Annotated in this window: 23 protein-coding genes; 7 read left to right on the plus strand and 16 right to left on the minus strand. The window is 71.9% G+C overall.

The features are described 5' to 3' along the window. The first annotated feature begins 35 nt into the window (after positions 1–35). Genes ACPOLB_RS04390 through ACPOLB_RS04400 form a run of 3 tightly spaced genes read left to right on the plus strand, consistent with a single transcriptional unit; the run spans position 36 to position 3,243 of the window. Complete coding sequence (locus ACPOLB_RS04390) at positions 36–1,199, plus strand: Gfo/Idh/MocA family protein (protein ID WP_425260087.1); 1,164 nt, start codon at positions 36–38, stop codon at positions 1,197–1,199. Then, positions 1,199–2,371: a dihydrodipicolinate synthase family protein gene (locus ACPOLB_RS04395; protein WP_425260088.1), complete on the plus strand. Its 1,173-nt coding sequence runs from the start codon at positions 1,199–1,201 to the stop codon at positions 2,369–2,371. The genes ACPOLB_RS04390 and ACPOLB_RS04395 overlap by 1 nt, the downstream gene beginning before the upstream one ends. A gap of 11 nt (positions 2,372–2,382) precedes the next feature. Then, a complete protein-coding gene (locus ACPOLB_RS04400; protein WP_425261871.1) occupies positions 2,383–3,243 on the plus strand; it encodes a sugar phosphate isomerase/epimerase family protein in 861 nt (286 codons plus the stop codon). Between the two features lie 33 nt (positions 3,244–3,276). Here the strand turns inward: ACPOLB_RS04400 and ACPOLB_RS04405 are convergent, their stop codons facing one another. Together ACPOLB_RS04405 and ACPOLB_RS04410 are read right to left on the minus strand one after the other, a co-directional pair. Beyond that, positions 3,277–4,173 carry a GNAT family N-acetyltransferase gene (locus ACPOLB_RS04405; RefSeq protein ID WP_425260089.1) on the minus strand — a complete coding sequence of 299 codons (897 nt, stop codon included), beginning with the start codon at positions 4,171–4,173 and terminating at the stop codon, positions 3,277–3,279. Continuing rightward, positions 4,170–5,426 (minus strand): MFS transporter, encoded by a 1,257-nt coding sequence (locus ACPOLB_RS04410; RefSeq protein WP_425260090.1) that lies wholly within the window; start codon positions 5,424–5,426, stop codon positions 4,170–4,172. The genes ACPOLB_RS04405 and ACPOLB_RS04410 overlap by 4 nt, the downstream gene beginning before the upstream one ends. 64 nt (positions 5,427–5,490) lie before the next feature. Between ACPOLB_RS04410 and ACPOLB_RS04415 the strand changes: the two genes are divergently transcribed. The 3 genes from ACPOLB_RS04415 to ACPOLB_RS04425 all read left to right on the plus strand — a co-directional run bounded on the left by ACPOLB_RS04415 (position 5,491) and on the right by ACPOLB_RS04425 (position 7,882). Next, positions 5,491–6,369: an AraC family transcriptional regulator gene (locus ACPOLB_RS04415; protein ID WP_425260091.1), complete on the plus strand. Its 879-nt coding sequence runs from the start codon at positions 5,491–5,493 to the stop codon at positions 6,367–6,369. Between the two features lie 9 nt (positions 6,370–6,378). Further along, positions 6,379–7,503: a quinolinate synthase NadA gene (nadA, locus tag ACPOLB_RS04420; RefSeq protein WP_425260092.1), complete on the plus strand. Its 1,125-nt coding sequence runs from the start codon at positions 6,379–6,381 to the stop codon at positions 7,501–7,503. An 88-nt stretch (positions 7,504–7,591) separates the two neighbouring features. Beyond that, positions 7,592–7,882, plus strand: coding sequence for a late competence development ComFB family protein (locus ACPOLB_RS04425; RefSeq protein WP_425260093.1), 291 nt, complete (start codon positions 7,592–7,594; stop codon positions 7,880–7,882). A gap of 15 nt (positions 7,883–7,897) precedes the next feature. On the opposite strand, the gene nadB is transcribed toward ACPOLB_RS04425, so the two are convergent. Then, on the minus strand, positions 7,898–9,529 hold the full coding sequence (nadB, locus tag ACPOLB_RS04430; protein WP_425260094.1) for an L-aspartate oxidase: 1,632 nt from the start codon (positions 9,527–9,529) through the stop codon (positions 7,898–7,900). Positions 9,530–9,688: 159 nt separating this feature from the next. Here nadB and ACPOLB_RS04435 point away from each other — a divergent pair, with 159 nt between their 5' ends. Beyond that, positions 9,689–10,930, plus strand: coding sequence for a hypothetical protein (locus ACPOLB_RS04435; protein ID WP_425260095.1), 1,242 nt, complete (start codon positions 9,689–9,691; stop codon positions 10,928–10,930). 45 nt (positions 10,931–10,975) lie between these two features. Here ACPOLB_RS04435 and clpB read toward each other — a convergent pair whose 3' ends face one another. From clpB to ACPOLB_RS04500, 13 genes are all read right to left on the minus strand, one after another. Further along, on the minus strand, positions 10,976–13,558 hold the full coding sequence (gene clpB, locus ACPOLB_RS04440) for an ATP-dependent chaperone ClpB (protein WP_425260096.1): 2,583 nt from the start codon (positions 13,556–13,558) through the stop codon (positions 10,976–10,978). Between the two features lie 171 nt (positions 13,559–13,729). Beyond that, on the minus strand, positions 13,730–15,055 hold the full coding sequence (locus ACPOLB_RS04445) for a class I adenylate-forming enzyme family protein (protein WP_425260097.1): 1,326 nt from the start codon (positions 15,053–15,055) through the stop codon (positions 13,730–13,732). A 10-nt stretch (positions 15,056–15,065) separates the two neighbouring features. Continuing rightward, the gene (locus ACPOLB_RS04450; RefSeq protein WP_425260098.1) at positions 15,066–16,313 is read right to left on the minus strand and encodes an acyl-CoA dehydrogenase family protein; all 1,248 of its coding nucleotides are present in this window, start codon (positions 16,311–16,313) and stop codon (positions 15,066–15,068) included. A gap of 9 nt (positions 16,314–16,322) precedes the next feature. Next, complete coding sequence (locus ACPOLB_RS04455) at positions 16,323–17,099, minus strand: alpha/beta fold hydrolase (protein ID WP_425260099.1); 777 nt, start codon at positions 17,097–17,099, stop codon at positions 16,323–16,325. Further along, complete coding sequence (locus tag ACPOLB_RS04460) at positions 17,096–18,121, minus strand: peptidase M29 (RefSeq protein ID WP_425260100.1); 1,026 nt, start codon at positions 18,119–18,121, stop codon at positions 17,096–17,098. Before ACPOLB_RS04460 ends, ACPOLB_RS04455 begins: the two co-directional genes overlap by 4 nt. After that, positions 18,118–18,594 (minus strand): flavin reductase family protein, encoded by a 477-nt coding sequence (locus tag ACPOLB_RS04465; RefSeq protein WP_425260101.1) that lies wholly within the window; start codon positions 18,592–18,594, stop codon positions 18,118–18,120. Before ACPOLB_RS04465 ends, ACPOLB_RS04460 begins: the two co-directional genes overlap by 4 nt. Continuing rightward, the gene (locus ACPOLB_RS04470; protein ID WP_425260102.1) at positions 18,594–19,073 is read right to left on the minus strand and encodes a molybdenum cofactor biosynthesis protein MoaE; all 480 of its coding nucleotides are present in this window, start codon (positions 19,071–19,073) and stop codon (positions 18,594–18,596) included. Before ACPOLB_RS04470 ends, ACPOLB_RS04465 begins: the two co-directional genes overlap by 1 nt. Positions 19,074–19,077: 4 nt before the next feature. Beyond that, positions 19,078–19,329 (minus strand): molybdopterin converting factor subunit 1, encoded by a 252-nt coding sequence (gene moaD / locus ACPOLB_RS04475; protein ID WP_425260103.1) that lies wholly within the window; start codon positions 19,327–19,329, stop codon positions 19,078–19,080. A gap of 64 nt (positions 19,330–19,393) precedes the next feature. Continuing rightward, positions 19,394–19,861 carry a GNAT family N-acetyltransferase gene (locus ACPOLB_RS04480; protein WP_425260104.1) on the minus strand — a complete coding sequence of 156 codons (468 nt, stop codon included), beginning with the start codon at positions 19,859–19,861 and terminating at the stop codon, positions 19,394–19,396. Between the two features lie 21 nt (positions 19,862–19,882). Next, positions 19,883–21,160, minus strand: a complete 1,278-nt coding sequence (gene glp, locus ACPOLB_RS04485; protein WP_425260105.1) for a gephyrin-like molybdotransferase Glp — start codon at positions 21,158–21,160, stop codon at positions 19,883–19,885. Beyond that, complete coding sequence (gene thrC, locus ACPOLB_RS04490; RefSeq protein ID WP_425260106.1) at positions 21,157–22,566, minus strand: threonine synthase; 1,410 nt, start codon at positions 22,564–22,566, stop codon at positions 21,157–21,159. The genes glp and thrC overlap by 4 nt, the downstream gene beginning before the upstream one ends. Beyond that, positions 22,563–23,879, minus strand: a complete 1,317-nt coding sequence (locus ACPOLB_RS04495; protein ID WP_425260107.1) for a homoserine dehydrogenase — start codon at positions 23,877–23,879, stop codon at positions 22,563–22,565. Before ACPOLB_RS04495 ends, thrC begins: the two co-directional genes overlap by 4 nt. Continuing rightward, positions 23,876–25,108, minus strand: a complete 1,233-nt coding sequence (locus ACPOLB_RS04500; RefSeq protein WP_425260108.1) for a pyridoxal phosphate-dependent aminotransferase — start codon at positions 25,106–25,108, stop codon at positions 23,876–23,878. Before ACPOLB_RS04500 ends, ACPOLB_RS04495 begins: the two co-directional genes overlap by 4 nt. Between the last annotated feature and the right edge of the window lie 3 nt (positions 25,109–25,111).

Consider the following 25,111-nt stretch of genomic DNA (forward strand, 5'->3'; position numbering starts at 1 on the left):
GCCCGCCGCCTCTTCCCCCTTCTCTCGAGCACCCCATGGCCACCAAGACCCTGGGTCTGATCATGCACGGCGTCACCGGACGCATGGGCATGAACCAGCACCTGATCCGCTCCATCGTCGCGATCCGCCACCAGGGCGGCGTGCAGCTCGCCAACGGCGACCGCGTGCTGCCCGACCCGATCCTGATCGGCCGCAATGCCGAGAAGATCGAGGCGCTGGCCCGCACGCACGGCGTCACCCGCTGGGGCACCAACCTCGACGCGGCGCTGGCCGACCCGTCGGACACCGTGTTCTTCGACGCCGGCACCACGCAGATGCGGCCCACGCTGCTGGCGCAGGCGCTGCGCGCGGGCAAGCACGTGTACTGCGAGAAGCCGATCGCCACCAACCTGAACGAGGCGGTGGAACTGTGCCGCGTGGCGCAGGCCTCGGGCCTGAAACACGGCGCGGTGCAGGACAAGCTGTTCCTGCCCGGGCTGCGCAAGCTCGACATGCTGCGCCGCGCCGGCTTCTTCGGCCGCATGCTCAACGTGCGCATCGACTTCGGCTACTGGGTCTTCGAAGGCGACCTGCAGCCGATCCAGCGCCCGAGCTGGAACTACCGGGCCGAGGACGGCGGCGGCATGATCCTGGACATGATGTGCCACTGGCGCTACGTGCTGGACAACCTGTTCGGCGAGGTGCAGTCCATCACCTGCCTGGGCGCCACGCACATCGACCGCCGCTGGGACGAAGCCGGCCAGCCCTACACGTGCACCGCCGACGACGCGGCCTACGCCACGGCGCAGCTGAAGGGCCACAACGGCGAGCCCGTGGTGGCGCAGATGACGATGAGCTGGGCCACGCGCGTGCGCCGCGACGACCTGGTCACCTTCCACGTCGACGGCACGCACGGCTCGGCCGTGGCCGGTCTGCAGAGCTGCCGCGCGCAGAGCCGCGTCACCACGCCGCGCCCGGTGTGGAACCCCGACGTGCCGCAGTCCATGAACTTCTTCGAGCAGTGGCAGGAGGTGCCCGACACGCAGGTCTACGACAACGGCTTCAAGATCCAGTGGGAGGCCTTCATCCGCCACGTCGTCGAAGACGCCCCCTACCGCTGGACGCTGCCCGAAGGCGCCAAGGGCGTGCAGCTGGTGGAAGCCGCGCTGCAGAGTTCCGCCGAGCGGCGCTGGGTCGACGTGCCGGCACTGGAGCTCTGATGGCACTGCAGATCACCCTGCCCCAGGCCGATGGCCGCCTCGTGCCGTACACGCTGCGCGGCCCGGGCGCGTTCACGCCGGCCGCACCGGGTGCGGCGCTGAACCGCATCGCGTACTCGGCCGCGCACGTGGTGGCCGACGCCCGCGCGGCCATCGACCCCTGGCTGCAGAGCGCGGTGGACTGGGACGCCACCATCGCCTACCGGCGCCGGCTGTGGTCGCTGGGCCTGGGCGTGGCCGAGGCGATGGACACCGCGCAGCGCGGCATGGGGCTGGACTGGCCGACCTCGCTGGCGCTGATCGCGCGCTCGATCGACGCCGCGAAGGACATGCCCGGCGCGCTGCTGGCCAGCGGCTGCGGCACCGACCACCTGGCACCCGACGACGCACGCTCGGTCGGCGACGTGATCCGCGCCTACGAGACGCAGATGGAGGCCATCGAGAAGCTCGGCGGCAAGCTCATCGTGATGGCCAGCCGTGCGCTGGCGCGCGTGGCCACGGGCCCGGCCGACTACGAACGTGTCTACAGCCGCGTGCTGCGCCAGGCGCGGCAGCCGGTGGTGCTGCACTGGCTGGGCGACATGTTCGACCCCGCGCTGGCCGGCTACTGGGGCAGCGCGGACACCGACGCCGCGATGGACACGGCGCTGGGCATCATCGCGGCCCATGCCTCGCAGGTGGACGGCATCAAGATCTCGCTGCTCGACAAGGACAAGGAGATCCGCATGCGCGCCCGGCTGCCGGCCGGCGTGCGCATGTACACCGGCGACGACTTCAACTACGCCGAGCTGATCGCCGGCGACGGGCAGCGCCACAGCGACGCGCTGCTGGGCATCTTCGACGCCATCGCGCCGGCGGCCAGCGCGGCGCTGGCGGCGCTGGCCGCCGGCGACACGGCGCGCTTCCACGCCATCCTCGCGCCCACGGTGCCGCTGTCGCGCCACATCTTCCAGGCGCCGACGCGCTTCTACAAGACGGGCGTGGTGTTCATGGCCTGGCTGAACGGGCACCAGGACCACTTCGTCATGGTCGGCGGCCAGCAGAGCACCCGCTCGCTGCCGCACTTCGCCGAGCTGTTCCGGCTGGCCGACGCGGCCGGGCTGCTGGAGCAGCCCGACCTGGCCGCAGCGCGCATGCGCACGCTGCTGGCGCTGCACGGGATCCCCGGCTGATGGGCGCAGGGATGCGCGACTTCTCGGGCGACCACCGCTGGCTGTCGATCAACACCGCCACGGTGCGCCGGCAGCGCGGGCAGGACTGGCCGCTGCTGCAGATCCTGGACGCCTGCGCCGCGCGCGGCATCCGCGCCGTCGCGCCGTGGCGCGACCAGGTCGCCGCCGCCGGCCTGCAGGCCACGGCGCGCACGCTGCGCGCGCACGGCATCGCGCTGTCGGGCTACTGCCGCGGCGGCATGTTCACCGATGCCGACGCCGCCGAGCAGAACCTGCGTGCGCTCGACGAAGCCTGCGCACTGGGTGCGCCCTGCCTGGTGCTGGTGGTGGGCGCGCTGCCCGGCGCGCTGGCCGGCCGCGCGCAGCACAAGGACATCGCCGCCGCGCGGGCCGGGGTGCACGACGGCATCGCGGCGCTGCTGGAGCAGGCACGGCAGCGCGGCATGCCGCTGGCCATCGAGCCGCTGCACCCGATGTACGCCGCCGACCGCGCCTGCATCAACACGCTGGAGCAGGCGCTGGACGTCTGCGACGCGCTCGACCCCGCACGCAGCGGCGCGCTCGGCGTGGCGGTGGACGTCTACCACGTGTGGTGGGACCCGAAGCTGCAGCAGCAGATCGCCCGTGCCGGGCGCGAACGGCTGCTGGCCTTCCACGTGTGCGACTGGCTGACGCCCACGCGCGACCTGCTGAACGACCGCGGCATGATGGGCGACGGGGTCATCGACATCCCGCGCATCCGCGGCTGGGTCGAGGGCGCGGGCTATGCCGGCTTCAGCGAGGTCGAGATCTTCTCGACGCAGGACTGGTGGCAGCGCGACGGCGGCGCCGTGCTCGACACCTGCATCGCGCGGCACCGCAGCGCAGTCTGACGGGCTGTCAGCAAGCCAGGCGCGCCCGGCGCATCAAGGCCGCTCCAGACACAGCTGCAGGCCGGCCGCCACTTCGCGGAAACCCGCCGAGCGGTACAGGCCCAGCGCCGGCGCGCTGTCGCTGCGCACCGTGAGGTGCACGCAAGGCAGCCCGCGTTCCCCCAGCGACCACTGCAAAGCGTGCAGCAGCAGTGCGCGCCCCAGGCCCTGGCCGCGCGTGTGCTCGGCCACGCCGAGGTAGTCGACGTAGCCCTCGTTGTCGTCGCGGCGGTGCTGCACGTAGACGTAGCCGCCGAGGCGGCCGTCCTGCACGGCGGCGTACAGCCGGTGGTCGGCGTCCAGGCTCGCCGGCAGCGCGTCGCCGCGCAGGTAGGTGGCGGGAAACAGCCGGTCGTGCAGCGCCAGCAGGTCGGGCAGCACCGGGGCGTCGGCCTGCAGCGCGCCGATGGCCTGGTGGGCGGCTTGCGCGGCCAGATCGGGCGCAGTGTCCGCGCGCATCACGTGGAAGGTGGCCCGCGTGGTGAAGCCGGCCTGCAGGCAGGGCTGCACCAGCGCGGCTTCGTCCACCTGCGGGAACGCGTCGAAGCGGCGCAGCGCCGGCGTGGCCTGCAGCAGGTGGCCGATCAAGGCCGCCGGCAGATCGCCGCCGGGCACCGCCGCCAGCGGCCCGCGCAGCCAGGCGCGGCCCGCGGCGGCGTCGATCTCGGCGCCGATCCAGCCCAGCGGGGAGCCGTCGTCCGCCTCGGCCACGGCGAACACCGCGGCGTCGGCGGCCAGCCGGCGCAGCTCGGCGGCGTGGCTGTCGGCATTGTCGCCCTGCTCGCTGTGCAGGCAGCGCACCCGGCCGTCGGCGCGCCGATTGTGCTGCGCGACGAAGCCGCCCCAGGCCGGCCACTCGGCCGGCGCCAGCAGGCGCAGCCGCGCCGTCACGCCGCCACCGCCGGGACCGGCCGGCGCACCCGGCCGACGTTGAACGCGCTGGCGATCAGCACGCCCTGCAGCAACGCCAGCGCCAGCCACACAGCGCTGAACTGGCCCAGGTCCATCAGCCGGCCGATGAACAGCGGCACCACGGCCTGCCCGATGTCCAGGCCCGCGTAGACCACGCCATAGACCCGGCCGCTGGCGTTCTCGGGCGTCGAGCGCTTGACCAGCAGGTCGCGCGAGGGCCCGGCGATGCCCGAGGCGAAGCCGATCACGCCGAACAGCACCGGCACCGCCAGCGCCGGCAGCGGCAGCAGCGCCACGCCGAGCGCCAGCACCGCCGCAATGCCGAAACCCACCGCCACGACACGTTCGCAGCGCTCGGCGTTGGCCGCGAGGAAGCCGCCCAGCACCATGCCGCTGGCGCTGCAGACCATGTAGATGCTGATGCACACCGCCGCCAGGTGCGCCGGCACGCCGTGCAGCTGCCGCGCGGCTTCGGGTGCGAAGCTCTGGATGATGCTGAGCACGCCGGCGTAGAAGAAGAAGAAGCCGAAGCACATCCACACGGCCGGGACCTTCAGGAAGTCCAGGCTGCCTGCGCCGGCACCTTGGCTGGCAGCCTGCGCCTTCGCCGCCGCAGGGGCGGCCGGTGCCACCGTCAGCCGGGCGTGCTGCCACAGCAGCACCAGCAGCACCGCGAACGCCAGCGCGGCGGCGCACACCAGCGCCACGCGCCACGAGAACGCCAGCGTCAGCGGCACAAGCATCGCCGGCGCCAGCGCCCAGCCCAGGCTGCCGGTGATGCCGTGCACGCTGTAGGCATGGCCCAGCCGCGCCTTGCCGATCTTGCGGTTCAGCAGCGTGTAGTCCACGGGATGGAAGACGCCGTTGCCGATGCCCGCCACCACCGAGAACAACGCCAGCATCGTGTAGCTGGTGCTGGCGGCGAAGCCCAGCGCCGCCGCCCCCAGCAGCGCCAGGCCCGCGTACAGCACCGGGCGCGGGCCGTGGCGGTCGACCCAGAAGCCCGACAGCGCCTGCACGACACACGAGACCACGAAGAAGATCGTCAGCAGGAAACCCAGCTGCGCGTAGCTGACCGCGAACTCGTCCTTCAGCCACGGAAACAGCGGCGCCAGCAGCAGCTGGCTGAAGTGGCTGATGCTGTGCGCCAGGCCGACCAGCCCGATCACGGTGGCGTCTTCGCGCAGCGGGGCGGGCGGGGTGGGCGGGACAGGGGCCGTCAGCGTCGTCATGGCGCCATTTTCGCCGCCGGCGGCACGGCGGAGTTACGATACATCGCCAAGCTCTGTCGAATTCATGCCACGCCCTGCCCGCACCCTGCTCGCGCCGCTGGACCCGCGCCGCTACGCACCCACGGCCGAGCGCCCGGTGCGCGCGAAGGCCCGCCACATGGACCCGGACAGCGAGATCCAGCCGCACCGCCACCCCTGGGCGCAGGTGGCGATCTCGGTCGAGGGCGTGGCCCGCATCACCGCCGGCGACACCACCTGCCTGGCGCCGGCCTGGCGCGCGGTGTGGATTCCGCCCGACGTGGAACACGTGGTCACGGTGGTCGAGGCGGCCGAGCTGCGCACGCTGTACATCCACCAGACGGCCACGCAGATCGGCCCCGGCGTGCCGGCGGCCGAGCAGGCGGCGTGGCGCCGGCACCGGGTGCTGGAGGTCTCGCCGCTGCTGCGCGAGGTGGTGCTGCAGATGGACGTGGGCATGGACGGCAGCACGCCGCCCGCGCCCGCACTGCTGGCACGCGAGCGCCTGCTGGGGCAGGTGGCGCTGGACGAACTGCGCCGCGCGGCGCCGGTGCGTCTGGGCATTGCGCTGCCGCAGGACAAGCGGCTGCGCGCGCTGTGCCAGGCGGTGCTGGCCGAACCCACGCGGCACGACACGCTCGACGGCTGGGCGGCGGCCTCGGGCGCCAGCGCGCGCACGGTGGCGCGCCTGTTCCGCCAGGAACTGGGCACGAGTTTCGGCCCCTGGCGCCAGCAGGTGCTGCTGGCGCACGCGCTGACGCTGGCGGCGCAGGGCCGGCCGATGGGGCTGATCGCCGCCGATCTGGGCTACGCCAGCGCCAGCGCCTTCACGGCGATGGTGCGGCGCTCGGTGGGCGTGCCGCCGGGCCGCTTCTTCGCGCGGCCTGAACCCGCGACGCCAGCCCGGGCGGGGCCCCGGGGCTAACATCCCGGCATGAACGCGCATGCCAGCCAGAAGAGCTTCGACTACCCGCTGCAGGACGCCCGCGGCGCCACCTGCACCGCCCACGCCTGGGCCAAGGTGCCGCCGCCGCAGACGCCGGCGCAGCGCGCCGCCGCCAAGGAGCATGCGGCGCGGCTGCTGAAGCTGCACGACGCGGTGCTGGTGGCGCACTACTACGTCGACGGCGACCTGCAGGACCTGGCGCTCGAGACCGGCGGCTGCGTCGCCGATTCGCTGGAGATGGCGCGCTTCGGCCGCGACCACGCCGCCAGGACCCTGGTGGTGGCCGGCGTGCGCTTCATGGGCGAGAGCGCCAAGATCCTGAGCCCGGACAAGCGCGTGCTGATGCCCGACCTCGACGCCACCTGCAGCCTCGACCTGGGCTGCCCGCCCGACGCGTTCTCGGCCTTCTGCGACGCCCACCCCGACCGCCAGGTCGTCGTCTACGCCAACACCAGCGCCGCGGTGAAGGCGCGCGCCGACTGGATGGTCACGAGCTCGTGCGCGCTGGCCATCGTGCGCCACCTGCAGGAACAGGGCCAGAAGATCCTGTGGGCGCCCGACCGCCACCTGGGCCGCTACATCCAGGAGCAGACCGGTGCCGACATGGTGATGTGGAACGGCGCCTGCATCGTGCACGACGAATTCAAGGGGCTGGAGCTGGAACTGCTGAAGCAGCAGCACCCGGGTGCGCAGATCCTGGTGCACCCGGAGTCGCCGAAGAGCGTGGTGGCGATGGCCGACGTGGTGGGCAGCACGACGCAGATCCTCGACGCGGTGGTGCGCGGCAGCGCGCAGGAATACATCATCGCCACCGACAACGGCCTGCTGCACCGCATGCGGCAGCTGGCGCCGGGCAAGACGCTGATCGAGGCCCCGACCGCAGGCAACAGTGCCACCTGCAAGAGCTGCGCGCACTGCCCGTGGATGGCGATGAACGCCTTGCAGGGCGTGGTCGACTGCCTGGAGCACGGCCACGGCGAGATCGTCGTGCCCGAGGACGTGCGCCGCCAGGCGCTGGGCTGCATCGACCGCATGCTGGCCTTCGTGAAGGCCAACCCGGCGGCGCTGCAGGCGCCGCAGCGGGGCTTCGTGCCGGACGTCGGCGCGGCCTGAACGGCACCTCCGCACCGCGGGGGTCACGCATCAAGTCGGCCGCGCCGCTGCCGATAACGCGGGATCACAAGCATTCCCGGGTGGCCCGATGACCGTCGATTTCACGTCGATCCGCAACCACAACGAACGCGGCGTGTACGAAGCCGTGCTGGCGGCCGCGCCCGGCTTCCCCGGCGTCGCGGACAACGACGACCTGCTGGCCGACGTGGCCTGCGTGGCGCTGAACCGGCTGCAGCCGCGCTACATCCGCCACGCGGTGGACTTCGCGTTCTATCTCAGCGAGCGCGAGCGCACCGAGAGCGAGCGCCAGATCGCCGACGCGGTGGAGTTCGCGTTCGGCTTCGTGCAGGCGCGCACGGCGATGCGCGCGCGCGGCTGAGGCCGCCGCGCTCCGTCAGCGCCGTTCGCTGCGCGCCTTGCGCATCAGCACGGTGGGGAAGCTCACCGGCAGCGGGTTCGGGAAGTCGCGGCTGTAGTGCAGCCCGCGGCTCTCGTGGCGGCGCAGCGCCGACTCGACGATGAGTTCGGCGCACACCACCAGGTTGCGCAACTCGAGCAGGTCGCGGTTGACCCGGAAGTTGGCGTAGTAGTCGTCGATCTCGTCGCGCAGCATCTGGATGCGGTGCAGCGCCCGTTCGAGCCGCTTGGTGCTGCGCACGATGCCGACGTAGTTCCACATCAGCAGGCGCAGTTCGTCCCAGTTGTGCGAGATGACGACCTGCTCGTCGGCGTCCTCGACCTGGCTCTCGTCCCAGGGCGGCACCGTCGGCAGGTCGTCCAGGGCCTCCTGCGCGATGCGCGTGGCACAGGTGCGGCCCAGCACCACGCATTCCAGCAGCGAGTTGCTGGCCAGGCGGTTGGCGCCGTGCAGGCCGGTGTAGGTGGTCTCGCCGACCGCGAACAGGCCCGGCAGGTCGGTGCGGCCGTCGAGGTCGGTGACGATGCCGCCGCAGGTGTAGTGCGCCGCCGGCACCACCGGGATCGGCTGCCGCGCGATGTCGATGCCCAGGCTCAGGCAGCGCGCGTGGATGGTCGGGAAGTGCTCCTTCAGGAACGCCTCGCCGAGGTGGCGCGCGTCGAGCCAGACGTGGTCCAGGCCGTGCTTCTTCATCTCGAAGTCGATCGCGCGCGCCACGATGTCGCGCGGCGCCAGTTCGCCGCGCGCGTCGTGCTGCGGCATGAAGCGCGTGCCGACGCCGTCGCCCACGGCGGTGTTGGGCAGCGTCAGGTAGGCGCCCTCTCCGCGCATCGCCTCGGTGATCAGCAGGCTGCGTTCCTGCGGGTGGTACAGGCAGGTCGGGTGGAACTGGATGAATTCCATGTTGCCGACGCGGCAGCCGGCGCGCCAGGCCATCGCGATGCCGTCGCCGGTGGCGGTGTCGGGGTTGCTGGTGTAGCGGTAGACCTTGCCGACGCCGCCGGTGGCCAGCACCACCGCCGCGGCCGGCAGCGTCTCGACGCGGCGGCTGTCCATGTCGAGCGCGTAGACGCCGTAGCAGTGCGGCAGCTCGTCGCGCTTGAGGTGGCGGCTGGTGATCAGGTCGACCGCCACCCAGCGCTGGCGCAGGCTGATGTTCGGGTGGGCCGCGGCCCGCGCCAGCAGCGCGTCGTGGATGGCCTTGCCGGTGGCGTCGGCGGCATGCGCGATGCGACGCACCGCATGACCGCCTTCGCGCGTGAGGTGCAGGCCCAGCGGGCCGGCGGGATCGGGTGAGAACGGCACGCCGGCCTCGACCAGCCAGGCGATCGCGGCCGCGCTGTGCTCGGCGATGAAGCGCGCCGTGTGCTCGTCGACCAGGCCGGCGCCGGCTTCCTGGGTGTCGCGCACGTGCGATTCGACGCTGTCGTCCTGGCCCAGCACCCCCACGATGCCGCCCTGCGCCCACGACGTGGCCCCCTCGCCGAGCTCGCGCTTGGCCAGCACGATCACGCGGCGCTGCTGCGCCAGCTGCAGTGCCACGACCAGGCCGGCCAGCCCTGCCCCCACGACGACGACGGGGGCGGATGCGAGAGGGGCTGTGCTCATGGTTTGCGCCGAGTGACCGATATGCCGGAAGGAATTCATTCTACGGAGGGGATCGACCACCTTCGAAGGGATGCAACGGCGCAGGAGATTCCCTAAGATGCATCGGGTCCGGCTGTGCCTGGCCCTCCTATCACAAGACCCCGAACGGCCGCCCTCACCATGACCAAGACCGACCAAGACCTGCCCTGGCCCCCGCCGGCCTACAAGCCGAGCCGCGCCGAACTGGCAGCGCCGGCCACGCAGATCGTGCGCGACCGCGAGGACTACCTGGGCCAGGGTCTGCGCGACATCGGCCGCCGCATCGCCGACGACCAGGTCGAGCTCTTCGTCACCGGCGAACCCGCGCTGGCGCTGCAGCAGCAGCTGGAGCGGCTGGCACCGCAGTACATCGCGCTGCACGACGTGGGCACGAGCGCGACGCTGCACCTGCTGAACGCGCTGGCCGGCGCGGCCGGCGCCCGCGTGCAGCGCCTGTCGATCCGCCGCCAGGGCCAGGGTGTGGCGCTGGCGGTGCTGCAGTTCGTCGAGGTGCCGCTGGGCGACGGCAACCACGTGCGCATCTACACCACCGACGTCCATGCCGACGGCGCGCAACGCCAGCAGCTGGCGATGGTGCTGCTGGCGCGCAGCCGGCTGTCGGTGCTGATGCTGGGCGACGTGCCAGCGCAGGCGCTGACGAACGCGCTGGCCCCGGTGCGCGAGGCCATGACGCGCGTCAACTGGACCAACCGCGACATGCTGGTGCTGCCGCTGGGCTCGGGCTCGTCGCTGGCGGCGCAGGCCGGCCAGCTGGTGGCCGGCAGCGGGCTGAACGTGCGCGTCACGCCGCAGGCCTCGCGCCCGAACGACGCCTGGTCCTTCATCAGCGGGGCCTGGAACCGGCAACAGGTGCCTGCGGCCCAGGCCGCGCCGCTGAACACCGACATCGCCCGCGCCGTGCCGCGCCCGGTCGTGCCCATGCCCGAGGCGCCCACCGAGCCCATGCCGCTGGGGCCGACCAGCCGCTCCGGCGTGGAGACGCCGGCCGCGGCGTCCACGCCCAGCGCCGCGCAACGCTGGAGCGACTACGTGCACCGCTGCGCCGCCATCAAGGGCGTCGTCAGCGTGTGCGTCTTCGACCTGCGCACGCAGGCGGCGCTGGCGCATGCCGGTGGCCTGCCGTCGGCCGAGCGTCTGGCCGTGCAGGGCGGCCTGCTGCTCGACGCCATGTCGAACGCCGCCGAGGCCCTGCATCTGGGCCACGCACCACCCGAGGCCGCCATCACCGTCGGCCAGCAGCACCTGGTGCTGCGTCCGGTGCCGGGGCACCCGGGCATCGTGCTGCACCTGGTGCTGCAGGCCAGCACCAACAACCTGACGCTGGCCCGCATGCAGCTGGAACGGGTGGCCGTACCCGTCTGACGCCCCCACGCCCGACCGGCGGTGCCGGCCCGGCCGGGGCGCGCTTCAGTGCACCACGCGCGAGAACGCGAACTCGCCGTTCTCCACGTCCACCGGAATCACGTCCTTCGGGCCGAAGCGGCCCTGCAGGATCAGCTTGCTCACCGGGTTCTCGATGCGCTGCTGGATCGCGCGCTTGAGCGGCCGCGCGCCGAACACCGGGTCGAAGCCCACCTTGGCCAGCTCGGCCAGCGCCGCGGGCGAGACCTCGATCTTCATCTCCAGCTTCGCCAGGCGCTGTTCCAGCAGGCGCAGCTGGATCGCGGCGATGGCCTCGATGTTCTTCTGGTCGAGCGCGTGGAACACCACGGTCTCGTCGATCCGGTTCAGGAACTCGGGCCGGAAGTGCTGCTTGACCTCGCCCCAGACTGCGTCCTTGATGTCCTCGGTGCTCCGGCCGGCCATCTGCATGATCAGGTGCGAGCCCAGGTTGCTGGTCATCACGATCACGGTGTTCTTGAAGTCCACGGTGCGGCCCTGCCCGTCGGTCAGGCGGCCGTCGTCCAGCACCTGCAGCAGCACGTTGAACACGTCGGGGTGGGCCTTTTCCACCTCGTCGAGCAGCAGCACGCTGTAGGGCTTGCGGCGCACGGCCTCGGTGAGCGCGCCGCCCTCGTCGTAGCCCACGTAGCCGGGCGGCGCGCCGATCAGGCGGCTGACCGAGTGCTTCTCCATGTACTCCGACATGTCGACGCGGATCATGTGGTCGTCGCTGTCGAACAGGAAGCCGGCCAGCGCCTTGCACAGCTCGGTCTTGCCGACGCCGGTGGGACCCAGGAACAGGAAGCTGCCCAGCGGCCGGTTGGGATCGGACAGGCCCGCGCGCGAGCGGCGGATGGCATCGGCCACCGCCACGATGGCCTCGTCCTGGCCGACCACGCGTTCGTGCAGCCGCGCCTCCATCTGCAGCAGCTTGTCGCGCTCACCCTGCATCAGCTTGGCGACCGGGATGCCGGTGGCGCGGCTCACGACCTCGGCGATCTCCTCGGCGCCCACCAGCGTGCGCAGCAGCTGCGCGCGGCCCTTGCCGGCTTCCTTGGCCTGCGCTTCCTTCAGCCGCTTCTCCAGTTCGGGCAGCTTGCCGTACTGCAGCTCGGCGACCTTGTTGAAGTCGCCCTTGCGCTTCCACTCCTCGATCTGGAAGCGCATGCGGTCGATCTCTTCCTTCACGTGCGCCGAGCCCTGGGCGGTGGCCTTCTCGCTCTGCCACACCTCTTCGAGATCAGCGTACTCGCGCTCGAGCTTGGCCACCTCTTCCTCGATCAGGCCGAAGCGGCGCTGCGAGGCCTCGTCGGTCTCCTTGCGCACGGCCTCGCGTTCGATCTTCAGCTGGATCAGCCGGCGGTCGAGCCGGTCCATCACCTCGGGCTTGGAATCGATCTCGATCTTGATCTTGGCCGCGGCCTCGTCGATCAGGTCGATGGCCTTGTCGGGCAGGAAGCGGTCGGTGATGTAGCGGTGGCTCAGCTCGGCCGCGGCGACGATGGCCGGGTCGGTGATCTCCACGCCGTGGTGCACCTCGTACTTTTCCTGCAGGCCGCGCAGGATGGCGACCGTGGCCTCCACGCTGGGCTCGTCGACCAGCACCTTCTGGAAGCGGCGTTCGAGCGCGGCGTCCTTCTCGACGTACTTGCGGTACTCGTTCAGCGTGGTGGCGCCGATGCAGTGCAGCTCGCCGCGCGCCAGCGCCGGCTTGAGCATGTTGCCGGCGTCCATCGCGCCCTCGGCCTTGCCCGCGCCCACCATGGTGTGCAGTTCGTCGATGAACAGGATGATCTTGCCCTCGTCGGCCGAGACCTCCTTCAGCACGGCCTTCAGCCGCTCCTCGAACTCGCCGCGGAACTTGGCACCGGCCAGCAGCCCGGCCATGTCGAGCGACAGCACCCGCTTGCCCTTCAGCGAATCGGGCACCTCGCCGTTGACGATGCGCTGCGCCAGGCCTTCGACGATGGCCGTCTTGCCGACGCCCGGCTCGCCGATCAGCACCGGGTTGTTCTTGCTGCGACGCTGCAGCACCTGGATGGCACGCCGGATCTCGTCGTCGCGGCCGATCACGGGGTCGAGCTTGCCCTGGCGGGCGCGCTCGGTCAGGTCCAGCGTGTACTTCTTCAGCGCCTCGCGCTGGCCTTCGGCCTCGGCCGAGTCGACCTTCTGGCCACCGCGCACGGCCTCGATCGCCTGCTCCAGCGCCTTGCGGCTCAGCCCGTGGCCGCGCACGATGCCGCCGATGTCGTTCTTGGCATCGGCCAGCGCCAGCAGGAACATCTCGCTGGCGATGAAGCTGTCGCCGCGCTTGGTGGCTTCCTTGTCGGCGGCCGTGAGCAGTTGCACCAGGTCGCGCGAGGGCTGCACCGGCTGGCCGCCGCCCTGCACCTGCGGCAGGTTGCGCACCGCCACGTCCATCGCCTGCGCCAGCGCCGCGGTGTTGGCACCGGCGCGGTCGAGCAGCGCCTTCGGGCCGTCGGGCTGGACCAGCATCGCGGCCAGCACGTGGGCCGGTTCGATGTACGGGTTGTCGGCCGCATTTGCGGCGCTCTGCGCGTCGCCCAGGGCTTGCTGGAAGGCGGTGGTGAACTTGTCGGCTCGCATGGTGGGAATCCTCCGGGTTGCAGCGGACATGGGGCAGCGCCTGCCAGTTTTCAAGGCGCCGGCGCAGCGGCCTTGTGCTGGATCAAGGCCGCGCCGCGGCCGGCGCCGGGGGCGGTGACCATCATGCGCCTGCGCAGCCGCAGCGGGTGCGGCGATCGCTCGGCCGCGGCGTCAGTCCGCGTGCAGCTGGCGCGCCAGCAGCGCGCGCTGCACCTTGCCCAGCGCCGTCTTCGGCAGCGTGTCGACCACGTGCACCACGCGCGGGTGCTTGAAGCGCGCGAGCCGATCGTCGAACAGCGCCTGCAGCGCGGCGCGGTCGAGCGCCTGCCGTGGACGCAGCACGACCGCGAGCACCGGCACCTCGCCCCAGCGCGCGTCGGGCACGCCGACGACGGCGCATTCGGCGATCTCGGGGCGCTCGGCAGCCAGGGTCTCGATCTCGGCCGGGTGGATGTTCTCGCCACCCGAGATGATCAGCTCCTTCGAGCGGCCGACGATCTCGATGCCCCCGCCGTCGTGGCGGCGCGCCAGGTCGCCGGTGTGGAACCAGCCCTCGGCATCGAAGCCGGTGTCGGCCTCGCGGTGGTAGCCGCGCATCAGGTTGGCGCCCCGCAGAAGCACTTCGCCGTCGGCGGCCAGGCGCACCCGCACGCCCAGTGCCGGGTGGCCGGCGCCATGGGCCTGCCGCAGCGCCTGCCCGGGCTGCAGCACGATCGAGACAGGCCCCGTCTCGGTGGCGCCGTAGACCTGCGCCACCGGGATGCCGCGGGCGTGGAAGGCCTCGATCAGCGGCCGCGGCACGATCTGCGAGCCGCTGGCCACGTGCTGCAGCGATGCCAGGTCGGCGCCGGCCCAGCGCGGGTGCTCCACCAGCGCGCGCATCACGGCCGGCACCAGCAGCGTGGTGGTGGGCTTCCAGGCGGCCACCGCGTCGAACCACAGATCGGGCTCGAAGCGCGGGTGCAGCAGCACCTGGCCGCCGGCGGCCAGCGCCGGCAGCGTCTGGATGCACAGGCCGCCCACGTGGAACAGCGGCAGCACGCTCAGCACGCGGCTGTGCGCGTTCAGCCCCAGCGCCTGGATCGCCGCCAGCGCATTGGCCTGCATGCCGGCGGCGGTGTGCATCGCGAGCCGGGCGCGGCCGGTGGTGCCCGAGGTGGAGACGAGCAGCAGATCGCCGCCCTGCACGCCGTCCGCCGGGCCGGGCACCAGCCGCGCGCGCTGCAGCACCTCGACGGCCAGCGCCTCGACCTCGGGTGTGCCCAGCAGGTGGCCGGCACCGGCCTGGCCGACGATCTGCGCCAGCTCCGCCGCTGCCAGCCGCCAGTTCAGCGGCAGCAGCACCGCCCCCAGCCGCTGGCAGGCCACCAGCGTGGCCAGCATGTCCCAGCTGTTGTGGCCCAGCCAGGCGACGATCGCGCCGCGCTGCACGCCGTCGTGCCGCAGGTGCGCCTCGGCGGCATCGGCCAGCGGCGCGGGAACGAGGCGGTCGAACACGGCGCCGGGCCTATTCGATGGCTTCGTCGCGCTCGCCGGCTTCGTACAGGCACTCGCGGCCCAGGCGGTCCATGCACAGCTCGGCCGTCCACGGCAGCATCAGGCTGCCGCAGCGGCTGTCGCGGTACAGGCGCTCCAGCGGCAGGCTCTTCAGCATGCTCTGGCCGCCGCAGGTGCGAATCGCCAGCCGCGCGATGTCGTTGGCGTTCTCCATGATCGTGTAGTGCGCCGCATAGAGGCGCATGCGCGTGTCCTTGTCCGGGTCGACCATCGCGTCGCGTGCGTTCTGCAGGAACAGCGCACGCGTCTGCTCGAGCTTCACGCGCATCTCGGCCACCGCGAACTGCTTGGTCGGGTACATGCGGCGCTTCACGGGCGGCATGCCGGGCACCTCAGCGCGCAGGTAGGCCACCGTGAAGTCGTAGGCCGCCTGCGCGATGCCCATGTAGGTGGGGCTCAGCGTCGCGAACATGTGCGGGAAGCGCGCCGCGGCCTGGAAGTACAGGCCCTCGGGCATCAGCCGCGCGGTGTGCGGCACGAACACATCGTGCAGCAGCAGCGTGCGGCTGACGGTGCCGCGCATGCCCAGCGGGTCCCAGTCGCCCACCACCTGCACGCCGGCGGCATCGGCCGGCACGGCCAGGTACAGCGAATCCTTCTGCGTCGCATGCGGCCGGTCCAGCGTGCACAGCACGCCGTAGAAGTCGGCCGCGCCGGCGAGCGAGGCGAAGATCTTCTTGCCGCTGACGACGTAGCCGTCCACGCCGTCCACGGTGGCGGGCCGCGCCAGCGTGCCGAACGGCGCCTTGCCGGCGGCCGCCGCGCCACCTTCGGAGAAGGGCTGCGAGTAGACAAGGCCGCGTTCGACGATGTTGGCGTAATGCAGCGCACGGTTGGCGGCGTGGTCGGCGCGCTGCTCGGGGGTCATCGTCAGTGCGTCGGCGATGAAGCCGGCCCACATCGTGGAGCACACGTGCATGTTGTACGACAGCGCCGTGGCGCCGCAGTGGCGGCCGATCTCGGCGGCCACCATCACGTAGGTGGCGAAGTCGGCGCCCAGCCCGCCGTGTTCACGCGGCACGCAGATCGTCAGCAGGCCGGCGGCGCGCAGGTCGGCGTAGTTGTCGAACGGGAAACTGGCCGCGCGGTCGTGCGTGGCCGCACGCGGCGCGAACTTCTCAGCACCCAGCGTGGCGGCCAGGTCGATCAGCTCGCGCTGCTGCGCCGTCAGCGTGCTGGGGTTGCCGGCGATGTGCATGGCGTCTCCTCAAACAACCGGGGGTTGCAGGAAGTCCAGCAGCGCGGCATGGAAGGACGCCGGCTGCTCGATGTTGGCGATGTGGCCGGCGTCGGCCAGGCACTGGAACCGCGCGCCAGGGATGTGCTGCGCCATGCGCTGCAGCACCTCGGGCGGCGCGGTGCGGTCGTGGGCGCCGGCCAGGCACAGCGTGGGCACGGCGATGGCCGGCAGCGCGGCGCGGCGGTCGAAGGCGGCAATGGCCTGCAGCGCCGTGCGGTACGTGGCCTCGGGCACGGCGGCCATCACGGCGATGGCGCGCTCGGCGGCACCGGGCACCGCGCCGGGCGCCACCATCGCCGGCACCAGCGCCCGCGCCATGCCAGCCATGCCCAGGCCGGCGTCCAGCGGCGCCAGGCGATCGGCGACGAACCTCGCCTGCCAGGCACCGTCGGGCTTGCCGAAGGCGGGCGAGGTGCAGGCCAGCACCAGCGCGTGCACGCCGCCGTGGCCGCGGGCCAGGAACTCCTGCGCCACCATGCCGCCCATGCTGTGGCCCACCAGCACGGTGCGCCGCGCGCCCAGCCGCGCCACGGTGACGGCCACGGCACCGACCAGCCCGTCCATCGTCGGCGCGCCGGGCGTGGCGCCGTAGCCGGGGAAGTCCAGCGCCACGGCATGCAGGCCGGCCGCTGCCAGCACCCCCAAGGCGTCGTTCCAGATCGCAGCACCGCCGCCGATGCCGTGCAGCAGCAGCACCGCCGTGTCGCCCTGCCCGGCTTCGACGCAGACGGGCGCGGCGTTCACAGCAGGTGCCCCGCCTCGACCACCGGCACGCCGTCCAGCGCCACCGTGCAGCCGCGCAGCGGCAGGTCGAAGTGGCCCAGCGTGTGGCGTCCGGCGACCTCGTTGGCGCCGGTGGAGTACAGGAAGTTGCCGGCGAACGCCCGCAGCTCGGTGCCGTTGAAGTCGGCCTTGTCGTAGAAGTGCATGGCGTCCCAGCGCGCGCGCCGGTTCAGGCCCCAGCCCACGTGCGACACCGCGGTGGCGGCGGCATCGCCCCAGGCATCGAACTGGCCGCGCATCAGCTCGGCGTCGACGTTGTCGCCTTCCACGCGCACCGCGTGGTCGTGTTCGATGACCAGCCGCACCGGGTCGTGCAGATAGCGCTTGAAGGTGAGGTTGACGTCGCCGCGGTCGAGCACCAGCGTGCCGTGGACGCTGCCGGCCGCCGGAAATGCCAGCACCAGCCCGCCGGGCCAGTGCGAGAAGCTGCCCGGGCGCGACGTGAAACCCCAGACGCCGCCGATGCGCGCGCCGGCCAGCGCGATGCGCAGATCGGTGCCGGCGGCGGACTGCACGTGCATCTCGCGCGCCGCCTTCAGCCGGCGCATCGCCTCGCGCACCGGGGCTTCGTCGTCGGCGCGCGGCAGGCAGCGTTCCAGGATCTCGGGGTGCTCGTGGCTGATGTACAGGCCGCGCGCACCGCCGGCCAGGATGCGCGGCAGCTCGGGCGCGTGCATCAGGCCTTCGACGGTGCAGTCGGCGAAGAAGGCGCAGCCCGCCAGCGCCGCGACCACCGGCTCCAGGCCGCCGATGGCGTCGGACGCGCCGGTGGAGCGCACCGGCACGGGTGCTGCCAGCGGCGCGGCCGGCAGCACCAGGTGGAAGGGCCGCGCGCCCAGGCGCAGCAGCGCGAGCTCGGCCAGCTGCGGCAGTTCGGGCCGGGTCTGCGTCTGCGACAGCACGGCGCAGGCGTCGCCGGGCTGCACGCCGCACAGGCGGAAGGCCTGCTCGAAGGCGGCGATCCACGTGGCCTCCAGCCTCACAGCACCTCCCCCAGCAGGTGGTAGTGCCCGCCCTGGAACACCAGCGGCGCGATCGGTGCCTCGTCGAGCGCGAGCACGCGGCCGATGAACAGCACGTGGTCGCCCACCGCCTGCTGCGAGACGGTGGCGCACTCGAAGACCGCCGTGCAGCCGGCCAGCACCGGCGCGCCATGCGTGCCCGGGGCCCAGGCGCCGTCGTCGAACTTGTCGTCGCGGCGGCTCGCGAAGCGGCGCGACAGATCGACCTGCGCCTCGCCCAGCACGTTCACGGCGAAGTGCGCGGCAGCCTGGAACGCGGCCAGGCTGGGGCTGGCGGCGCGCAGCGACCACAGCACCAGCGGCGGCTCGAGCGACAGCGCCTGGAAGGAGTTGGCCGTCAGGCCCACGCGCGTGCCATCGGGGGCGACACAGCTGACGATCGTGACACCGGTGGTGAACCGCCCGAGCGCACTGCGCAGCTGCACGGTGTCCATCAGGCGTTGCTCACGTCCAGGCCCCAGCGGCGCGCCGCCGCGTCGTCGGCCACGCGTGCGTCGACCCAGCGTGCGCCCGCGGGCGTGGTCTCCTTCTTCCAGAACGGCGCCTGCGTCTTCAGGTAGTCCATCAGGAACTCGCAGGCCTGGAAGGCCTGCCCGCGGTGCGCCGAGCTCACCACCACCAGCACGATCTGCTCGGCCGGCCGCATCGGCCCGACGCGGTGCACGACACGCGCGCCGCGGATGTCGAAGCGCTGGAAGGCGGCATCGATCATGGCCTCGATCGAGCGTTCGGTCATGCCCGGGTAGTGCTCCAGCTCGAGCACGCTGATGTCGGCCGGGCCGGCGCCGTTGCGGTCGCGCACGGTGCCGACGAAGCCGACGACGGCGCCGACGCCGGTGTCGCCGGCACGCAGCGCAGCGACCTCGGCGCCGAGGTCGAAGTCGCCGGTCTGGATGCGCACGCGCGGCGTCATCGCCTCAGCCTCCGGTGACGGGCGGGAAGAAGGCGACTTCCGCGCCCTCTTCCAGCACCGCGCCGCCGTCGGCCATCACCTGGTTCAGCGCGCAGCGCACGGCGCGCTGCGGTGCCAGCACCTCGGCATGGCGGCCGCCGCGCGCCAGCAGCACGTCGCGCAGCGCCGCCACGGTGCTGCCCGCCGGCAGTTCGACCGTCTCCTGCGGCCCCAGGGCCTCGCGCAGCGAGGCGAAATAGCGCACCTGGACTTTCATCGTGTGTTCCGGGTCGAGCCCGATCGTGGCGTTGCGGGGATCCCTGGTCGTCGGGTGCATCGTCTCACGCAGCGCCGTGAAGCCGCAGCTCCATGAAGACGCTGTGCGGATCCTCCTTGTAGTCGGCGAAAGGGCCGGCATCCAGGAATCCGAAGCGCCGGTACAGCGCGTGGGCTGCACCGAAGTCGGGGTGGCTGCCGGTCTCCAGGCTCAGGCGCTCGTAGTTCCGTTCCCGCGCGGTCTGGACGATGTGCGCCAGCAGCGCCTTGCCCGCGCCGCGGCCGCGCAACCGGGCCGGCGTGCGCATGGACTTGATCTCGCCGTGCACGGGCGAGAGCTCCTTCAAGGCCGCGCAGCCCAGCAGGGTGTCGCCGTCCCACGCCGTCCAGAAGGTGATCTCGGGCACGCGCAGCCGCGTCAGGTCCAGCGCGAACACCTGCTCCGGAGGGCTCAGCGCGTGCATGTTGTCCAGGTGCTCCTGGAGCAGCGCGTGCACGGCGGGACGCGCGAGATCGTCGAGTTCGATGTGCATGGCGGGGCGGATGGGTGCTGCCTACCGCGCGATCAGCTGCGACAGGGGCAGGAAGCGCACCGTGTCGCCCACGCGGATGGCCTGGCTGGCCGGGTTGTCGAGCAGGCCGTCGGCCCAGACGGCAGACGTGAGCACGCCCGAGCTCTGGTTGGGGAACAGGTCGAGCCCGCCGCGGTCGTTCAGCCGCACGCGCAGGAACTCGCGCCGCTTGTCGGGGCGCGGCCAGTCGAAGTCGGCCCGCAGTTGCAGCGCCGGCGGCAGCCCCACCGGCATGCCCTGCAGCGCGCGCAGCACTTGTGTGACGCACAGCAGCGCGGTGACGAAGCTCGACACCGGGTTGCCCGGCAGGCCGACGAACAGCGCCGCGTGGCCATCGGGCTTGCGCACGGTGCCGAAGGCCAGCGGCTTGCCGGGCTTGATCGCGATCTGCCAGTGCTGCAGCGTGCCCTCGGCTTCCACCGCCGGCTTCAGGTGGTCTTCCTCGCCCACCGAGACGCCGCCACTGGTGACGATCAGGTCGTGGTCGACCGCGGCGCGGCGCAGCGCCTCGCGCGTGGCGTCCAGCCGGTCGGGCACGATGCCCAGGTCGCCGACCTCGCAACCGGCGGCCTGGAACAGCGCGCGCAGCGTGAATCGGTTGCTGTTGTAGATGGCGCCCGGGCGCAGCGGCTCGCCGGGCATCATGAGTTCGTCGCCGGTGGAGAACAGTGCCACGCGCGGGCGCCGCACCACCGGCAGCGTGGCAGCACCCACCGAGGCCGCCAGGCCCAGGGCCTGCGGCGTGAGACGCTCGCCGCGGTGCAGCACGGTGGCGCCGACACGCACGTCCTCGCCGCGGCGGCGGATCCACTGGCCGTGCACCGGCACGGTGTTCACGCGCACGCTGCCCAGGCCCTGGCCCTGACCCTGACCGGACGCGGCGGGCACGGCTTCGCACTGCTCCTGCATCACCACGGCATCGGCACCGGCCGGCACCTGGCCGCCGGTGAAGATGCGCGCCGCGGTGCCGGGCAGCAGCGGCGCGCCGACCACGCCGGCCGGGATGCGCTGCGCCACCGGCAGCACCACGCCGGGCACCCGCAGGTCGGCGCTGTGCACCGCGTAGCCGTCCATCGCCGTGTTGTCCTCGGGCGGCACGTCCAGCATCGACAGCACCTCGGCGGCGAGCACGCGGCCCAGGCCGTCGAAGGTGGAGACCGACTCGGTCTGCAGGATGCGGAACGGCGCCGCGCCGTCGGCCAGCAACGCCAGCGCGTCGTCCAGGCTCAGCAGCGGGCGGGGGTCGCGGGGCGCGGTCATGCGGTGTGGGTCTCGATGTAGCGCTGCACCACGGCCGCGTCGGGCGGCACCACGGTGAAGCGCTTGGGCAGATCTTCGATGCCGCGCAGCGCCGCCGGCGGCTCGGGGTCCACGCCCAGCGCCTCGCGGATGGTCTCGGCGAACTTGGCCGGCAAGGCCGTCTCCAGCACGACCATCGGCACGCCGGGCGTGCAGTGCGCACGCGCCACCTTCAGGCCGTCGGCCGTGTGGGTGTCGATCATCACGCCAAAGCGCTGGAACGTGTCGCGGATGGTGGCCAGCCGGTCGGCGTGGCTGCTGCTGCCGCTGACAAAGCCGAAGCCGGCCACGCGCGCGAACTCGGCCGGGGCCAGCGTGAAGCCGCCCTGCCGCGCCACCGCGTCACCGAACAGCGCCTGCGTGCGCGCGCCGTCGCGGCCGAGCAGGTCGTAGACGAAGCGCTCGAAGTTGCTGGCCTTGCTGATGTCCATCGACGGGCTGGAGGTCTCGAAGGTCTCGGCGCTGCCGCGCACGCGGTACGTGCCGGTGCGGAAGAACTCGTCGAGCACGTTGTTCTCGTTCGTCGCCAGCACCAGGTGGCGGATCGGCAGGCCCATGCTGCGCGCCACGTGGCCGGCGCAGATGTTGCCGAAATTGCCGCTGGGCACGGCGAAGTCGACCTGCTCGTCGTTACTGCGCGTGGCCTGGAAGTACCCGGCGAAGTAGTACACCACCTGCGCCAGCAGCCGCGCCCAGTTGATCGAGTTGACGGTGCCGATCTTGTGGCGGCGCTTGAAGTCGAGGTCGGCACTGACGGCCTTGACGATGTCCTGGCAATCGTCGAACACGCCTTCGACGGCGAGGTTGTGGATGTTGGCGTCCTGCAGGCTGAACATCTGCGCCTGCTGAAACGGGCTCATGCGGCCGTGCGGACTGAGCATGAAGACACGCACGCCCTGCTTGCCGCGCATCGCGTACTCGGCCGCGCTGCCGGTGTCCCCGCTGGTGGCGCCCAGGATGTTGAGCTGCTCGCCGCGGCGCGCCAGTTCGTATTCGAACAGGTGGCCCAGCAGCTGCATCGCCATGTCCTTGAAGGCCAGCGTGGGCCCGTTGGACAGCGCCTGCAGCTGCATGCCCGCTTCCAGCGGCTTCAGCGGCGTGATCTGCGGCGTGCCGAAGACGGCTTCGGTGTACGTGGCGTCCACCAGGCGCCGCAGGTCGGCCGCCGGGATGTCGTCGATGTACAGCGACAGGATCTCGAACGCCAGCTGGGCGTACGTCAGCCCGCGCCAGCGCTGCAGCGTGGCGGCGTCGACCTTCGGGTAGTGCGTCGGCAGGTACAGGCCGCCGTCGGGCGCCAGGCCTTCGAGCAGGATGTCGGAGAAGCCGCGCTCGGTGCGGTCGCCGCGGGTGCTGATGTACTTCAATTCAGCTCTTCTTTCCGGATCTTGACGATGGGGGCCAGCACGGTGGGCAGGGCCTGCATCTGTGCCAGCGCGGCCTGCATGCGGCCTTCCACGGTGTCGTGCGTCAGGATGATGAGGTCGGTCTGCTTCTCGCCTTCGACACTCTCGCGCTGCAGCACGGCGTCGATGCTGATGTCGTGCTCGGCCAGGATGCCGGTGATGCGTGCCAGCACGCCGGCCTTGTCGGCCACCTGCAGGCGCAGGTAGAAGGCGGTGACGACCTCGGCGATCGGCAGGATGCGCGTGTCCTGCAGCTCGCCCGGCTGGAAGGCCAGGTGCGGCACGCGGTGGTCGGGGTCGGCGGTGTGCAGCCGGGTGATGTCGACGAGATCGGCGATCACGGCGCTGGCGGTCGGCTCGCTGCCCGCGCCCTTGCCGTAGTACAGCGTCGCGCCGACGGCGTCGCCCTGCACCACCACCGCGTTCATCGCGCCCTCCACGTTGGCGATCAGCCGCGTCGACGGGATCAGCGTCGGGTGCACGCGCAGCTCGATGCCGCCGACGTCGTCGCGGCGCTTGGTGATGCCCAGCAGCTTGATGCGGTAGCCCAGCTGCTCGGCGTAGCGGATGTCGGCGGCCTGCAGCGCGGTGATGCCTTCGACGTGCGCCTTGTCGAACTGCACCGGCACGCCGAACGCGATGGCCGACATGATGGTGGCCTTGTGCGCCGCGTCCACGCCCTCGATGTCGAACGTGGGGTCGGCCTCGGCGTAGCCCAGCGCCTGCGCCTGCTGCAGCACGGTGGCGAAGTCCAGCCCCTTGCTGCGCATCTCGGACAGGATGAAGTTGGTGGTGCCGTTGATGATGCCGGCGACCCACGCGATGCGGTTGGCCGTGAGGCCCTCGCGCAGCGCCTTGATGATGGGGATGCCGCCGGCCACTGCCGCCTCGAAGGCGACGATCACGCCCTTGGCCCGCGCGGCGGCGAAGATCTCGCTGCCGTGCACCGCCAGCAGCGCCTTGTTGGCGGTGACCACGTGCTTGCCCGCGGCGATCGCCTCCAGCACCAGCGCCTTGGCGATTCCGTAGCCGCCGATGAGCTCGATGACGATGTCGATGTCGGGGTTGGCGATGACCTCGCGCGCATCGGCGACCACGCGCGCGCGGTCGCCCACGATGCCGCGCGCACGCGCCACGTCGAGGTCGGCGACCATCGAGATCTCGATGCCGCGGCCGGCACGGCGGCGGATCTCCGCCTGGTTGCGCTGCAGCACGGTGAAGGTGCCGCTGCCGACGGTGCCGATGCCGAGCAGGCCGACCTGGATGCTGTTCATGTGGAGTGCCGTTTGCGGTAGTTCGAGAGGAAGCGTTCGATGCGGCCGATGGCCTCGGTGAGGTCGTCCGAGTTCGGCAGGAACACGAGGCGGAAGTGGTCGGGGTCGGGCCAGTTGAAGCCCGTGCCCTGCACGATCAGCACCTTCTCCTGGTCGAGCAGGTCGTAGGCGAACTGCTGGTCGTCGGCGATGGGGTACATCTTCGGGTCCAGGCGCGGGAACATGTACAGCGCCGCCCTGGGCTTGACGACGCTGACGCCCGGGATCTGGCTCAGCAGTTCGTGCGCGAGGTCGCGCTGGCGGCACAGGCGGCCGCCCGGCGCCACCAGGTCCCTGATGCTCTGGTAGCCGCCCAGCGCCGTCTGGATCGCCATCTGCCCCGGCGTGTTGGCGCACAGGCGCATCGAGGCCAGCATGTTCAGGCCCTCGATGTAGTCGCGGGCGTGGCGCTTGTCGCCCGACACCACCATCCAGCCGGCGCGGTAGCCGCACGAGCGGTAGTTCTTGCTCAGGCCGTTGAAGGTGACGAACAGCACGTCGTCGGCGAGGCTCGCGATGCTGGTGTGCACGTGGCCGTCGTAGACCGTCTTGTCGTAGATCTCGTCGGCGAACACGATCAGCTGGTGCTGGCGGGCGATCTCGACGATCGCCTGCAGCACGTCCACCGGGTACAGCGCGCCGGTGGGGTTGTTCGGGTTGATGACGACGATGGCCTTGGTGCGCGGGCCGACCTTGGCGCGGATGTCGTCCAGGTCGGGCAGCCAGCCCGAGCCCTCGTCGCAGCGGTAGTGCACGGGCGTGCCGCCCGACAGCGAGACCACGGCCGTGTGCAGCGGGTAGTCGGGCGACGGGATCAGCACCTCGTCGCCGGCGTCGAGCAGCGCGTTCATGCTCATCGCGATCAGCTCGCTGGCACCGTTGCCCAGGTAGACGTCGTCCACCGTCACGCCGGCGATCGCCTTCTCCTGCGTGTAGTGCACCACCGCCTTGCGCGGCGCGAACAGGCCCTTGCTGTCGGTGTAGCCGGCGGCCGTCTGGCTGGGCAGGTTGCGGATCATGTCCTGCACGATCTCGTCGGGCGGCATCAGCCCGAACGCGGCCACGTTGCCGATGTTCAGCTTGATGATCTTCTGGCCCTCGTCTTCCATCTGCCGCGCCTTGTCGAGCACGGGGCCGCGGATGTCGTAGCCGACGTTGGCAAGCTTGGCGGACTTCAGGATGGGCTTCACGCG

It is taken from the genome of Rubrivivax soli, assembly GCF_049810355.1.
Taxonomy (GTDB): domain Bacteria; phylum Pseudomonadota; class Gammaproteobacteria; order Burkholderiales; family Burkholderiaceae_C; genus Rubrivivax.